This window comes from Methylotenera sp. E1MeOHC1 (assembly GCF_058745595.1).
This window is the reverse complement of the sequence record NZ_CP196025.1, coordinates 1,812,664-1,827,790: the sequence shown is the minus strand read 5'-3', so window position 1 is coordinate 1,827,790 and position 15,127 is coordinate 1,812,664. Positions and strand designations below refer to the sequence as shown.

The window sequence follows — 15,127 nt, the reverse complement described above, 5'->3', positions numbered from 1 at the left end:
GATTAGTTTGAGTGCTAGGCCGACTCATGCTGTATTGCGTTTCTAGCGACCTGCCACTCAACAAAAGTTTTGAGCGCTAAAGTGACTAAGGCCAGTAACGCAAGCAAAGATGCCACGGCAAATGCTGCTGCGTAGTTGTATTCGTTGTATAAAATTTCTACATGTAACGGTAAGGTGTTGGTCATGCCACGAATGTGCCCGGATACAACAGAAACCGCGCCAAACTCACCCATTGCCCGTGCGTTAGTAAGAATCACGCCATATAACAGACCCCATTTCACATTAGGCAGTGTAATGCGCCATAAAATCTGCCAGCCTGATGCGCCTAGTACCAAGCCGGCTTCTTCCTCATCTTTACCTTGCGCTTGCATTAGTGGAATCAACTCCCTAGCCACAAATGGGAAGGTGACAAATATAGTAGCAAGTACAATGCCTGGTATCGCGAAAATAACTTTGATATCGTTATCAACAAGTGCTGACCCGAACCAACCTTGTATGCCAAAAATCAGCACGTAGATCAAACCGGCAATCACTGGCGACACGGCAAACGGCAAGTCAATTAAGGTGATGAGTATGCTCTTGCCTTTGAACTCAAACTTAGTGATTGCCCAAGCGGCAGCAACTCCAAACACCAGATTAAGCGGTACCGCAATCAACGCGGCGATAAACGTGAGTTTAATTGCCGACAAGGCATCTGGATCTACTAATGCGGTAATGTAAGTATCAAAGCCTTTGCGTAAGGCTTCAGTAAATACTGCGGCCAAGGGCACAAATAGAAATAGCGTTAGAAAGAGGAGTGCAATGGCGGTTAATGTGTAACGAATCCATACAGGCTCTGAAGTAGCACGACTGCGGGCAACCTTGTTTCGATAGCTGCTATATTGTGTTGTAGCGGTAGCTGACATAAATGTCCTAATCTAATTGTTATTAATATGATGTGATTTAGTTTGCCGCTGTGCGATGGCGATTTGACCACCATTGCAAACCATTAATGGCAAATAGCAGCAGGAATGAAATCACAAGCATGACCACAGCGACTGCTGTAGCACCTGCATAATCGTATTGCTCTAGTTTAGTGATGATAATGAGCGGAGTGATTTCAGAAACCATCGGCATATTGCCTGCAATAAAGATAACCGAACCGTATTCACCAATCGCACGCGCAAAAGCTAACGCAAACCCAGTCAGCAATGCTGGCCCAATCGCAGGGAAAATGATTTTGACAAAAGTCTGCCAGCGGTTAGCGCCCAAGCTTGCAGCAGCTTCTTCGGTTTCTGCTTCCAGGTCTTCTAACACTGGTTGTACTGTACGTACCACGAAAGGCAGCCCAATAAAAGTAAGTGCGACAATTACGCCAATTGGGGTGAATGCAACCTTGATACCAAGCGGCTCTAACCATGCGCCAATCCAGCCATTGGCAGAATAAACAGCGGTGAGTGCAATACCTGCTACCGCAGTTGGTAGCGCAAATGGTAAGTCTACAATGGCATCAATCAGTTTTTTGCCCGGAAACTTATAACGTACCAGCACCCATGCGGTGAGCAGGCCAAATACTGCGTTAATCAGTGCGCCCACCAGCGATGCGCCGAAGGTAAGTTTGTAGGATGCCACAACACGAGGTGCGGTAATGACTTCCCAAAACTCTGGCATGGTTAGCTCTGTGGTCTTGATAAAGGCAGCAGACAACGGAATGAGTACAATTAAGCTTAAGTAAAATATCGTAAAACCCAGTGATAGGTTAAAGCCCGGAAGAATGTTTTTTTGCTTTGCCATAGTTTTTGTCTGTGTTGTGAATGCGTGTTAATTTAACCGATAGTTAAATAACAATTAAATAATATTTAAGAATTTCTATATACCTAATTGTTATTTGTATGGCGGTGCGGATGCAGGTGCATCCGCAGCTAGAGTAGCGCTTGATTAGGCTGCTTTGTGTAATGCAGATAGCTTGTTAAGTGCAGATGACGGTTGTAAGGCTTTGGCGTGTACTGGTTTGGCTAAGAAGTAGCCTTGAACAAACAGTCCGCCAGACTCGATGGCGATATCCAGTTGCGCTTGTGTTTCAATCCCGGTGATGACGGCTTGGGCGCCACTGTCATTAATTAAATTAATGAGGCCTGGTAATATTTTTTGCACGCGATGGTTGCCTTCGGCTTGCTGAATAATGCTTAAATCCAGTTTGACGTAATCTGGTGATAGTTTCCACAAACGATCGATATGTGATTTTTTACCGCCAAAGCCATCAATAGAAATTTTATAGGCTCGGTCACGATAGTTGTCGATGGCTTCTGACAGTTGCTTGTCTTGTTCGATTTCACTTTCTTTAATTTCGATCACAACGCGATGCGTTGGTACTGAGTTTGCATGTAAGATGCGCTCGAACACTTTGCCGTGTGTATTTACTGAAACGAGTAACTTGGGGTGTACATTGAGAAACAGCAGCCCGTTTTCTGCATATATTTGTTTAAAGTTCAGTACGTGCAGGGTTCTGGCTACACGATCAAACTGTACTAGCTTGCCGGTTTGTTCGGCATAGGTGAAGGCGAACTCAGGCGTGCTAGTCAGTTCGCCTCCAAGCGATGGTCGTAATAATGCTTCGTGACCAATTAAGTCGCCTGCCTGTATGTCATAAATGGGTTGAAATGCAGTATTTAATTGAACGCCTAAGAACGTACTGTTAAATTCACCGGTTGATTGCTCAACTAAGCCGTAATCATCTAAATCCAAAAATAGTGATTCTTTAAGCTGCAATCTTAATTGCTCAATCGGTGAGTTTGCGTTGGTTGGTGCTGTCATTTTTGTATCCTTTATATCATTTAGTGCAGGCGAATTAATTGTTACTTCTGATAGATCTGATCAAAAGTTCCGCCGTCAGAGAAGTGCGTTTTTTGTGCTTTTTGCCAACCGCCAAATGCATCATCAATTTTGACTAAGTTGACTTTTGGAAATTGACTTTCATATTTTTTGGCTACTGACTCTAAGGTTGGGCGATAGTAATTCTTAGCTGCAATTTCTTGGCCTTCTTCAGTGTACAAGTAGTCCAAGTAGGCTTTAGCCACAGCTTCTGTACCGTGTTTCTTTGCAAATTTATCTACGACAGTTACTGGTGGTTCAGCCAGAATTGACAATGACGGTACAATAATTTCAAACTTACCAACGCCTAATTCTTTTTGGGCTAAAAATGCTTCGTTCTCCCAAGCCAGCAACACGTCGCCAATACCGCGCTCAACGAATGTTGTGGTTGAGCCGCGTGCGCCAGTGTCTAGTACCGGTACGTTTTTCAGCAATTTACCAACGAACTCTTTGGTTTTAGCTTCATCACCGCCGTATTTCTTCTGTGCAAATGCCCATGCTGCCAAGTAGTTCCAACGTGCGCCGCCTGAAGTTTTAGGATTTGGCGTAATCACAGAAACGCCTGGTTTTACAAGGTCATCCCAGTCTTTAATACCTTTAGGGTTGCCTTTACGAACTAGCAGAACGATGGTTGAGGTGTAAGGTGAGCTATTATGAGATAAGCGTTTTTGCCAATCTTTAGGGATTAGTTTGCCTTTTTCATGTAACTGATCCACGTCGTAGGCTAGCGCAAGCGTGGCAACGTCAGCATCTAAGCCATCAATAATGGCACGCGCTTGCTTGCCTGAGCCGCCATGTGATGCTTTTACTGTTACTTTGTCGCCGGTTTTTGCTAGCCAGTATTTGCTGAATGCCGCATTGAAGTCTTGGTAGAGTTCGCGTGTTGGGTCGTAAGAAACGTTAAGTAATGTGATGTCTTTGGCAGACGCCGTAATCGGTGCTGCAAAGCTAAGAGTGGCTGCTAATACTGCAATGGCGAGTAATGATTTTTTCATGGTTTACATCCTTATTAATAATTAAGTAATTTGTTTAGGTATCTTCTATTGGTGAACAACAAGGCATTTTTATATCCTTTACTTCTTAATCAGCCGCCCTCTTTAACAAGGGCGGCTGATGTTTTAATTTAGGTCAATCCAAACTAGCTCAATTCAGGCTTAGAACGCCACTTGGAAGCGAGCAAGCAACGCATTTTCACTTTGACGATCACGTATATTGGTACCTGCAGCGTTGACTGCAGTAATGCCAATACCTGCACCGCCATCAAATGATGTGTGTGAATAGTTCAGCTGCACTTTGGCGTTTTGATTCAAGTACCAGTTCACACCAGCTGTCCATGATTTAGCAGATTTTGCACTTTCTGATAAGTTTGCATATGTACCTGTTGAAAATGAACCTGTGTTTTTGTTTTTAAAGGTATCGCTATCCAGATTGATTTCGCTGTAACGCGCTACTAACTCCCAAGCACCCCAGCCGCCTTTATCAATATCAAAGTTATTTTTTGGTTTTACACCTCTGAACGAAGCATCCTCACCGGTCAATAAGTATGAAACAGCCACTTGCCATGCATCGTGGCTAAGTGTTTTACTGGAGTTTGCAGCAATTACACTTGGCGCATTGCTTGTCGTGTTAGTTAATAAGCTTACATCCTGATTTACTCTTGCGTACTCAGTAATTAAGCCTAATGGGCCATAGTAATAACTAGCTTGTGGCGTAATACGGCTGCGCTTGCCATCTGCAACAGATGCTGAGCCATAACGGAAAAATGTTTGTTGGCCATCTGTTAAGTAGCTAGGTAAGCCATTTCTGGTTGCATCGGCTGCCGTAGTGTTCGTGAAGTCCAGATTTCTCTCACCATCAATATTGGTATATGTCCCTGCGATACCAAAACCTAAGCCAGACAATGCGTTAGCATCATCTTTAAACGGCGTTGCAAAAAGTCTTGCGGTTACTTCTTTTGAACCGTCAAACTCGTTACCTGTGGTCGCGTTGCCACCATCTACCACACCATTATTAACACCAACTGCATAACTAAGTTTATCGCCAAATACATCACCGTAAACTGAAACACCGACATCGCGGTTTGGCAAAATAGCGTTAGTTACGTAGCTACGCTCAACGAATTTAATATCACTACCACCTTGTAAGCGCTCTAAGCCGACAAATGGTTTATATTTACCCGCACGGATTTTAAAAGCTGGATCTAATCGTGCATCAATGTATGCATCTACTGCAGAAGCGCTGCCGCCAGCAAACTCAGGCGTGAAGCGGAAATCATATTTGCCAAATAATGTACCTTGGATTGTTGGGCGAATACGACGTAATAGCGCTGTATCGTTTGCGTCATGAAAGCCATTGGCATCTAAACTACCTGCACGAGTGTTGGTTCTGTTACGTACATCATTGGCGCCATCTTGGTATGAGCGGTAATCCGCTTGTAATAAACCACTAAATTTAATTGAGTTTTTACCATCTGCTGACTCTATGCCAAATCCATTCGCACTTGCTTTTACAACAGGGGTTTCTTTTTTAGCGGCTACGGCAGCTTCTTCATTGATTTCATCTTTACGCTCAATAACTTTTACTTTTTGGCTAAGCTCTTGTACTAAAGCGCGTAGCTCCTCAAGCTCATTGCTATCATTTGCGTTAGCAATGGCTGGTGATGATAGGATGCCCGCTGATAATAGTGCGACGGCAAATTTTGAATATTGGAATTGCATGCTAAATCTCCTGAGTCAAACTTCCAGTTAACTGGTCAGCTAATCTAAATTAATGGTTTTAATTAATAGTTTTATTGCGCTGCTGGTGCAGTTACGAAAGTTTGCTAATGTTTCCTGAGACTAAAGCTTGCTTAAATCTTAATCTCTCGCGCTTTTCGATGAATGTCACACGCCCTTCGTGTACGGTAATCTCTATCGAGCCAAATCCAGTGCCACCGCTGAGTTCTTGCACCGCACGTAAAATTTCTTGCGTAACGGTTTTGGTGTTCTGGTTGCTTGGCATATGCGCTATAACTACTTAATAAGTAAGAAAGTACGCACTATAAATAAACACGTTAATAATTAAAAATAATTAATTGTCATAAATTTATAACTAAAAAGAATATAAAGGGGTAATTCATATAAAAAGTACAAAAAGCGTACTTTATTAACTGTAGTGTTTCCAATTCATTGAATTGATTGGTATAATGCGGATGAATTTTTTGATGGGCTTTGTGCCCATTTTTTGTTTCTGCAATCTGCGCATGCATCTGTGGTGCGTTCAGGTTGTGCAGTGAAAGTGAAGGGTCAATTTATGCAAGATTTGCAAACGTTAATAGAAAAGTCAGTAAGCCAGCTAGGCTATGAGCTTGTTGATTTAGAGATTTCTAATCGAGGCAAATTGTTGCGTGTGTTTATTGATAAGCAAAATCCTGCTGATAGTAAAGATAGCGTCAATATTGATGATTGCGTACTCGTTAGTAATCAATTAGGTAATTTGCTGGCGGTTGAGCATGAGATTGATTATGACCGCTTGGAAGTGTCATCTCCGGGTATGGATCGTGTATTGAAGAAAGAGTCGGATTACTTAAGGTTCTTGGGCGAGCGCGTATCAATCAAGTTGCGCGTTGGCATGAAAGATGAAGGACCTAACGCAACGGAAACAACCTTGCCGAGAAAGACCTTTTTAGGATTGATTAAAGGCGTAGAGGATGGGCATTTGATGCTGGATTTTGAAGGCGTCACCTATAAAATGGCGCTAAGTAATATTGATAAAGCACGGTTAAATCCAGTGTTTTAAATGCAAGTGTGTGTATTGTAAGAATTTAATAAATAAGGCAGTTAACCTGCAATATATAGTCGGAGATTGAAAATGAGTCGTGAAATTTTACTGTTGGTAGATGCCTTGGCGCATGAAAAAAACGTTGATAAAAGCGTTATATTTACCGCGCTAGAGCTGGCTTTGGCTTCGGCTACAAAGAAAAAACATCACGATGACGCCGATGTGCGTGTTGCCATTGATCGTGAGTCAGGCGAGTATCAAACGTTTAGACGTTGGCAGTATGTGGATTACGACTTATTAGAGAACTCTGCTTATCAAATCGATGAGGAAGATGAGCGGTCTAAAGGTTTAACTATCGGTGATTATTACGAAGAGTCTTTAGAAAACCTTGAGTTTGGCCGTATTGGCGCGCAAGCTGCTAAACAAGTCATTTTACAAAAAGTACGTGAGGCTGAGCGTGAGCAAATCTTGCAAGACTTTTTGGCACGTGATGAAAAACTAGTAACAGGCGTTATCAAGCGCATGGAAAAAGGCAATGCGATCATTGAAGTGGGTCGTATTGAATCATTATTGCCACGTGAGCAAATGATTCCAAAAGAGAACTTGCGTGTGGGTGACCGTGTGCGTGCTTATTTGTTACGTATCGAGCGCAGTGGTCGTGGCCCGCAATTAATCTTGTCTAGAATTATCCCTGAGTTCTTGGTGCGCTTGTTTGAGTTGGAAGTGCCTGAGATTGAAGAAGGTTTGTTAGAGATTCGTTCAGCAGCACGTGACCCTGGTTTACGTTCAAAAATTGCAGTGAAGAGCAATGATCAGCGCCTAGACCCAGTGGGTACATGTGTTGGTATGCGCGGTTCACGTGTGCAGGCGGTGACTGGCGAGTTGGCTGGTGAGCGTGTGGATATCGTGTTGTGGAGCATGGAGCCAGCACAGTTTGTGATTAACGCAATGTCACCAGCTGAAGTTTCTAGCATCGTTGTGGATGAAGATGCCCACAGTATGGATGTAGTAGTGGAAGAAGAGCAATTGGCATTGGCAATTGGCCGTAGCGGTCAAAACGTGCGCTTGGCTTCAGAGTTGACAGGTTGGACATTGAACATCTTGACGGTTGATCAAGCTGCACAGAAAAATCAAGAAGAGTACGCTGGTGTTAGCCAGTTGTTTATGGAAAAACTAGACGTTGATGAAGAAGTGGCTGAAATTCTAGTGCAAGAAGGTTTTAGCACGTTAGAAGAAATCGCTTACGTACCATTGGCGGAAATGAATCAAATCGATGCTTTTGACGAAGACACGGTAGAAGAGTTGCGCAAGCGTGCTCGTGCTGCATTGTTGACAGAAGCGATTGCCAAAGAAGAGAAAGTGGAAGAAGCTGCTGAAGACTTATTGACGCTAGAAGGTATGGATGATGCAACTGCACATCAATTAGCGGCAAAAGGCATCTCAACCATGGATGATTTGGCGGAGTTGGCGATTGATGAGTTGGTTGAGTTAACCAATATGGACGAAGAGCGCGCAAAAACACTAATCATGACGGCTCGCGCACCTTGGTTTAAATAGTACGGTTTAAGTAATATTCAAATGTAGCGCTTTATGGGTATCGGTCAATTCAGTTTGGCCGAACTAAAGCGTAGTAATAATGAGTGGTAACGCTAGGCAATAAAGCTTAGGAAGAAGAATACTGGAGCAACAAGATGGCACAAACAACCGTAGAACAATTTGCTGGCGAATTAAAGCTGCCGACGGCATTGTTATTAGAACAGCTTAAAAGTGCTGGCGTGCATAAAACAAGCGCAGAAGATGAGTTGAGCGAGCATGATAAAACCGCATTGCTAGATCATTTGCGTAAAGAGCACGGTACGCTTGCTCCTAAAAACAAAATTACCCTCACACGTAAATCAAGCACGGAAATTAAAAAAACCGATAACAGCGGTAAAGCGCGCACGATTCAAGTGGAAGTGCGTAAAAAACGTGTGATTGAGCAGCACGACGATACCGACTTGCCAGAAGATGACATCGTTGAAGATACGGTGATGGAAGCTGTGGTTGATGCGGTTGAAACGCCGATTGAAGTGCCAGAGCCAGTAGTTGAAGCGCCGGTTGAACCTGTGGTCGAGCCAGAGCCAGTGGTTGAAGCGCCAGCTGAACCTGTGGCAGAGCCTGAGCCAGTGGTTGCTGCGCCTGTTGTAGTTGAAGCGCCAGCTGAACCTGCGGCAGAGCCTGAAAAAGTTGTGGTTAGACAGCAAACGATTAGCCGCAAAGATTTGCTTGGCGCAGAAGAAATTGCGCTGCGTGAGCAAGAGGCTAAGCGTCACGCTACGTTGCTAGCGTTGCAAGCAGAAGATAAGCGTAAGAAAGAAGAGTTGGCACAACGTCGTTTAGACGAAGAGGCTAGAAAGCTAGCAGAAGCAGAGGCGGCCAAAGTTAAAGCGGCTAAGCTTTCCGAAGGTACATTGCATAAGCCTGTTGCTAAAGACGGTGCTGAAAAGCCGGGCGTAAAAGATGCCAAAAAAGGTAAAGGCAACAATAAAGAGTGGACCGATGCAGAGAACAAAAAACGTGGATTAAAAACACGTGGTGACGTAGCGAGCGGCAAAGCTGGCTGGCGTGCGCCTAAGGGCAAAGGCGGTAAACATCATGATGATGATCAGCAGCACGCATTTACTGCGCCAACCGAGCCGTTGGTGTATGAAGTGTTAGTGCCTGAAACTATTACCGTGGCTGATTTGGCACACAAAATGTCCGTTAAGTCAGGTGAAGTGATTAAAACGCTGATGGGCATGGGTATGATGGTAACCATCAACCAAGTGTTGGACCAAGAAACTGCGATTATTATTGTGGAAGAAATGGGGCATAAAGCTCAAGCGGCTGCACCGAACGATCCTGATGCGTTTATCGAAGAAGCAGAACATGCTGAGGCGGTGTTGGAAACACGTCCACCGGTAGTTACTGTGATGGGTCACGTAGACCACGGTAAAACTTCGTTGTTGGATTACATCCGCCGTAGCCGTGTGGCAACTGGTGAGGCTGGCGGTATTACGCAGCACATTGGCGCTTACCACGTAGAAACGCCACGCGGAATGGTGACATTCTTAGATACACCGGGCCATGAAGCATTTACAGCAATGCGCGCGCGCGGTGCTAAAGCTACCGATATCGTGATTCTGGTGGTGTCAGCAGATGACGGCGTGATGCCGCAGACGATTGAGGCGATTCACCATGCTAAAGCAGCGGGTGTGCCGATTGTGGTGGCGATCAATAAGATTGATAAGCCTGATGCAGATCCTGAGCGCGTAAAAATGGAGTTGGTGAGCCAAGAAGTGGTGCCAGAGGACTTCGGTGGTGACGTCATGTTCCGTGCAGTTTCAGCGAAAACTGGTAAAGGTATTGATGAGTTGCTAGAAGCCGTGTTGTTACAGGCTGAAGTATTAGAGTTGCAAGCGCCTAAAAATACGCCAGCAAAAGGTCTGGTGATTGAAGGTCGTTTAGATAAAGGTCGCGGTTCAGTGGCAACGATTCTAGTGCAGTCTGGCACCTTGAAGCGTGGCGATATGATTTTGGCTGGTACTACTTTTGGTAAAGTACGTGCGATGTTGGATGAAACTGGCAAGGATATTCAAGAGGCTGGTCCATCTATGCCAGTGGAAATTCTAGGTTTGTCTGATGTGCCAAGCGCAGGTGAAGAAGTCATTGTATTGAATGATGAGCGCAAAGCACGTGAAATTGCATTGTTCCGTCAAGGTAAATACCGTGATGTGAAACTTGCTAAACAGCAAGCGGCAAAATTGGAAAACATGTTCGAGCAAATGGAATCAGGCGAAGTGCAAACACTTGGTTTGATTATCAAATCTGACGTACAGGGCTCATATGAAGCGTTGGCGACTAGCTTGCAAAAACTGTCTACTAGCGAAGTTAAAGTGAACATCATTCATACTGGTGTTGGCGCAATCAGCGAGTCAGATGTGAACTTGGCTGCAGCATCTAAAGCGGTGTTGATCGGTTTCAGTGTGCGTGCTGACTCTGGCGCACGTAAATTGATTGATACTTTAGGTGTGGATGTACGTTACTACAACATTATTTATGAAGCAGTAGACGAGATCAAAGCGGCGCTTGGCGGTATGTTGGCACCAGAGCAAAAAGAGAGCATGATTGGTACTGTAGAAGTGCGTGAAGTGTTCCGTATTTCTAAAATTGGTGCGATTGCTGGTTGTTACGTACAAGACGGTATGATTAAACGTAACTCTAAAGTGCGTATCTTGCGTAATAACGTGATTGTGCATACTGGTGAGTTGGATTCGCTAAAACGCTTTAAAGATGATGTTAAAGAAGTTAAAAACAATTTCGAGTGCGGTCTGTCATTGAAGGGCTACAACGATATCGAAGTAGGTGATATCTTAGAAGTTTATGAAATGGTTGAAGTGGCGCGTACGCTATAGGCGCTTACCCAGTGTTAGATGTATGGCTTGAAAGCGGCAATACGCTACAAGTCATATATCAACACTTTTAGGATTAGAATGGCAAAAGATTTTTCACGTAGTCACCGTGTGGCTGAACAAATGCAGCGCGAAATCGCTGATTTGTTGATGTTCGAAATTAAAGACCCGCGTGTTGGCATGGTCACCGTCACTGCAGTTGAGGTAACGGGCGACATGGCGCACGCAAAGATTTTTTACAGTGCGGCCAAACAAAGCGACAGTACGCAACAAGGCTTGGAAAAGTCCGCGGGCTTTTTGCGTACACAGCTTGCAAAGCGTATGTTGTTGCGCACAGTGCCGCAATTACACTTTGTGTATGATGCGTCCATCGATAACGGCATGATGATGTCCAAGTTGATTGATGAGGCAATTGCATCTGATAAAACCAAGTCTTAACTTCTTAGAGTTAACCTCCCTTTGCAATTCAAAAGAGTCAAAAAAAATATCAATGGTATTTTGTTATTAGATAAGCCCTTGGGCTTCTCTTCTAACCAAGCCTTACAGCGAGTGAAATGGTTGTTGCAAGCAGCTAAGGCTGGGCATACCGGCACGCTTGATCCCTTAGCCACCGGTTTGTTGCCACTTTGTTTTGGTGAAGCCACCAAGTTTGCACATTATCTAACTGATGCAGATAAAACTTATCATGCCACGATTAAATTAGGTGTCACCACCACCACTGGCGATGCTGAAGGTGAAGTGCTGAAGCAAGCGCCTGTGCAGGTAAGTCCTGCACAGTTTAGCCAGGCATGCCTGCAGTTCGTTGGTACCATTAATCAAACTCCTCCTATGTATTCTGCTTTAAAGCATGAAGGCAAAGCCTTGTATGAATACGCGCGTGCGGGCATAGAAATTGAACGCAAAGTGCGTAGCGTTAATATCCATGCGATTGACGTGCTTAGCTTTGTAGGTGATGTGGCGGAAATTAAAGTGGCTTGTAGTAAAGGCACTTATATTCGCACCCTCGCAGAAGATATCGGTGCCAGTTTAGGCTGTGGCGCCCATTTGATCGGCTTGCGCAGAACTTATACCGCCGGCTACGATATCGCTCAAGCCATCACCTTGGCGGAGTTTGAAGCGCTGAGTGCAGATGAGCGCCTGGCAAAGTTGGCAGCGCCAGATACTGCTGTAGATGACTTGCCAGCGCTGGTGCTGGATGCAGACAGCGCTTTTTATTTAATGCAAGGACAGGCTGTGTGGCAAAGTGGTAAGGTGCCTGCTGGTATGTTGCGCCTTTATGATGAGCGGCATGTGTTTTTAGGTTTGGGTGAGCAGCAAAGTGATGGAAAAATTGCACCTAAACGCTTGATGCAGCAAGTAAATAGTTAGAGTGGTTGTTGAAATAACTTGTTAAGCTGCTAACTTGTCACTATAATGTGCGGTTCATGTAAATGAATGCAATTGTGGGTTGGTATCTACGCTAGATTCTAGGCTACTTTTGTATTGACGCAAAACCTCTAAATTTAGGAAAATGTTATGGCAGTTACAGCACAAGACACCGCGAAAATCGTTGCAGAATATCAACGCGCACCAAATGATACGGCAAGCCCAGAAGTGCAAGTTGCACTTTTAACAAACCGTATTACTTATCTAACAGAGCACTTCAAATCTAACAAAAAAGACAATCACTCACGTCGTGGTTTGTTAGCTTTAGTTAGCCAACGTCGTAGCTTGTTAGACTACCTAAAACGTAAAGACTCTAGCCGTTATCAAACATTGATTCAACGTTTGGGTCTGCGTAAGTAACAGTTATAAAAGTGCTTAGCTTTTTGGCTTCACTTATATAATTGCTGTAAAAAGCCGATAGCATGAATATGCATCGGCTTTTTTTATTGTTAGATTGTTATTGGGTAGTGAATAACAGTCTGTTGAAAAAGGAAAATAAATGTTTAATAAAGTTACTAAAAGTATTCAATACGGCGCACACACGCTAACCCTTGAAACCGGTGAAATCTCACGCCAGGCAGATGCTGCGGTGATGGTGAGCTACGGTGATACGGTGGTGTTGGTAGCCGTTACTAGCAAACGTGAAGTTAAAGCAGGTCAAGACTTCTTCCCGTTGACTGTAGATTACATGGAAAAAACCTATGCTGCGGGTAAAATCCCAGGTGGTTTTTTCAAACGTGAAGGCCGTCCTTCTGAGAAAGAAACACTGACAAGTCGTTTAATCGACCGCCCATTACGTCCTCTGTTCCCAGAAGCGTTTTATAACGAAGTGCAAGTAGTGGCAACTGTGCTGTCATCAGATCCCGAAATCGATGCAGATATTCCTGCAATTATCGGTGCTTCTGCAGCCATGTCATTATCAGGTATTCCATACTATGGCCCACTAGGTGCGGCACGTGTTGGTTATATCAATGACGAATACGTATTGAACCCGACTAAAGCACAATTAGAAGAAACTGAGCTTGATTTGGTAGTTGCAGCAACAGAAAGCGCTGTAATGATGGTTGAGTCTGAGGCTAAAGAGCTTTCAGAAGAAGTGATGTTGGGCGCGGTTGTTTACGGTCACGAGCAAATGCAAGCGGTGATTAAGTTGATTAGCGAATTAACAGCTGAAGCTGGTAAAGATGCTTGGGACTGGGTTGCACCAGAGCCGGATACTGCATTGATTGAAAAGGTAGCTAGCTTGGCCGCTGCTGATATTAATGCTGCATTCCAAATTAAAGCTAAGGGCGCACGCTCAGCTAAATTAGATGAAATCACAAGCCGTGTATTAGGTGAGTTGATTACTGAAGAGACTTCAACCTCTGAAGCGAACAAAATTAAAAACGAAATCTTTAATTTAGAAGCTAAAACTGTACGTAGCCAAATTTTAAATGGCGAGCCACGTATTGATGGCCGTGATACACGCACTGTGCGTCCTATCAGCATCCGTACTGGCGTATTGCCACGTACACACGGTTCTGCACTGTTTACACGTGGTGAAACACAAGCCTTGGTTGTTGCAACATTAGGTACAGGCCGCGATGAGCAAACCATTGATGCATTGCAAGGCGAATACAATGACCGCTTTATGTTGCATTACAACATGCCTCCGTACGCAACTGGCGAAACTGGCCGTGTAGGTACACCAAAACGCCGTGAAATCGGTCATGGCCGTTTAGCAAAGCGTGCTTTGGTTGCTGCATTGCCAGCTAAAGAAGACTTTGATTACACCATGCGCGTAGTGTCTGAGATTACAGAATCTAACGGCTCAAGCTCAATGGCATCTGTATGCGGTGGCTGTCTAGCATTGATGGACGCTGGCGTACCAATGAAAAACCATGTTGCAGGTATTGCAATGGGCTTGATCAAAGAAGGTAACCGTGTTGCTGTGTTGACTGACATTTTAGGTGATGAAGATCACTTGGGTGACATGGACTTTAAAGTAGCGGGTACAGAAGATGGTATCACTGCCTTGCAAATGGACATCAAAATCACCGGAATTACTGCACAAATCATGCAAGTAGCTTTAGCGCAGGCTAAAGAAGGTCGTGCACACATTCTTGGTATCATGAAGCAAGCGGTGAGCGGTGCAAATGCAGAAATGTCACAATTCGCACCACGTATTATCACTATGAAAATCAATCCTGAGAAAATCCGTGATGTAATCGGTAAAGGTGGCGCAGTGATTCGTGCGTTAACTGAAGAAACCGGCACAACTATTGATATTGAAGATGACGGTACAGTGAAAATTGCATGCACAAGCTCTGAGCAAGGTGCTGAAGCGCAACGTCGCATTGCAGAAATCACTGCTGAAGTTGAAGTGGGTCAAACCTATGAAGGTACTGTGATCAAGTTGCTTGATTTTGGTGCAATCGTTACTTTGATTCCAGGTAAAGATGGCTTGCTACATATTTCACAAATTGCACATCAACGTGTGAATGCGGTTGCTGACTTCTTAAAAGAAGGCGACGTAGTGAAAGTTAAAGTAGTTGAGGCTGACGAAAAAGGTCGTGTACGTCTTAGCATGAAAGCTTTGATTGACCCGCCAGCTGCAGAAGCTAAAGCTGAAACAGAAGCTGACGAGTAATACGCTAGTCGTGTTGCTTGCTAGATAACAAAAA

The 15,127-nt window shown here is 44.3% G+C and carries 13 protein-coding genes; 7 read left to right on the top strand and 6 right to left on the bottom strand.

What is annotated here, in order from left to right; translation table 11 throughout:
- Positions 1-14 precede the first annotated feature (14 nt).
- The 6 genes from cysW to ACSSU7_RS08590 form a co-directional block, all read right to left on the bottom strand.
- Positions 15-905 (bottom strand): sulfate ABC transporter permease subunit CysW, encoded by an 891-nt coding sequence (gene cysW, locus ACSSU7_RS08615; protein WP_492516099.1) that lies wholly within the window; start codon positions 903-905, stop codon positions 15-17.
- Positions 906-942: 37 nt separating this feature from the next.
- Positions 943-1,773: a sulfate ABC transporter permease subunit CysT gene (cysT, locus tag ACSSU7_RS08610; RefSeq protein WP_492516098.1), complete on the bottom strand. Its 831-nt coding sequence runs from the start codon at positions 1,771-1,773 to the stop codon at positions 943-945.
- 144 nt (positions 1,774-1,917) lie between these two features.
- Complete coding sequence (locus ACSSU7_RS08605; RefSeq protein ID WP_492516097.1) at positions 1,918-2,793, bottom strand: EAL domain-containing protein; 876 nt, start codon at positions 2,791-2,793, stop codon at positions 1,918-1,920.
- Positions 2,794-2,834: 41 nt separating this feature from the next.
- The gene (locus ACSSU7_RS08600) at positions 2,835-3,845 is read right to left on the bottom strand and encodes a sulfate ABC transporter substrate-binding protein (protein ID WP_492516096.1); all 1,011 of its coding nucleotides are present in this window, start codon (positions 3,843-3,845) and stop codon (positions 2,835-2,837) included.
- Positions 3,846-4,004: 159 nt separating this feature from the next.
- Positions 4,005-5,567 (bottom strand): OprO/OprP family phosphate-selective porin, encoded by a 1,563-nt coding sequence (locus ACSSU7_RS08595; protein WP_492516095.1) that lies wholly within the window; start codon positions 5,565-5,567, stop codon positions 4,005-4,007.
- A 91-nt stretch (positions 5,568-5,658) separates the two neighbouring features.
- Complete coding sequence (locus ACSSU7_RS08590; protein ID WP_492516094.1) at positions 5,659-5,850, bottom strand: YezD family protein; 192 nt, start codon at positions 5,848-5,850, stop codon at positions 5,659-5,661.
- 291 nt (positions 5,851-6,141) lie between these two features.
- Here ACSSU7_RS08590 and rimP point away from each other — a divergent pair, with 291 nt between their 5' ends.
- From rimP to pnp, 7 genes are all read left to right on the top strand, one after another.
- Positions 6,142-6,627 (top strand): ribosome maturation factor RimP, encoded by a 486-nt coding sequence (gene rimP / locus ACSSU7_RS08585; protein WP_492516093.1) that lies wholly within the window; start codon positions 6,142-6,144, stop codon positions 6,625-6,627.
- Between the two features lie 72 nt (positions 6,628-6,699).
- Positions 6,700-8,166, top strand: coding sequence for a transcription termination factor NusA (nusA, locus tag ACSSU7_RS08580; RefSeq protein WP_492516092.1), 1,467 nt, complete (start codon positions 6,700-6,702; stop codon positions 8,164-8,166).
- A 134-nt stretch (positions 8,167-8,300) separates the two neighbouring features.
- Complete coding sequence (infB, locus tag ACSSU7_RS08575) at positions 8,301-11,042, top strand: translation initiation factor IF-2 (protein ID WP_492516091.1); 2,742 nt, start codon at positions 8,301-8,303, stop codon at positions 11,040-11,042.
- Between the two features lie 78 nt (positions 11,043-11,120).
- On the top strand, positions 11,121-11,477 hold the full coding sequence (rbfA, locus tag ACSSU7_RS08570; protein WP_135278187.1) for a 30S ribosome-binding factor RbfA: 357 nt from the start codon (positions 11,121-11,123) through the stop codon (positions 11,475-11,477).
- A gap of 21 nt (positions 11,478-11,498) precedes the next feature.
- Entirely contained in the window at positions 11,499-12,407 is a 909-nt protein-coding gene (gene truB / locus ACSSU7_RS08565; protein WP_492516090.1) for a tRNA pseudouridine(55) synthase TruB, read from the top strand.
- Between the two features lie 147 nt (positions 12,408-12,554).
- Positions 12,555-12,824 (top strand): 30S ribosomal protein S15, encoded by a 270-nt coding sequence (gene rpsO / locus ACSSU7_RS08560; protein WP_492516089.1) that lies wholly within the window; start codon positions 12,555-12,557, stop codon positions 12,822-12,824.
- Positions 12,825-12,963: 139 nt separating this feature from the next.
- Positions 12,964-15,093, top strand: coding sequence for a polyribonucleotide nucleotidyltransferase (gene pnp / locus ACSSU7_RS08555; protein WP_492516088.1), 2,130 nt, complete (start codon positions 12,964-12,966; stop codon positions 15,091-15,093).
- The last annotated feature ends 34 nt before the right edge of the window (positions 15,094-15,127 follow it).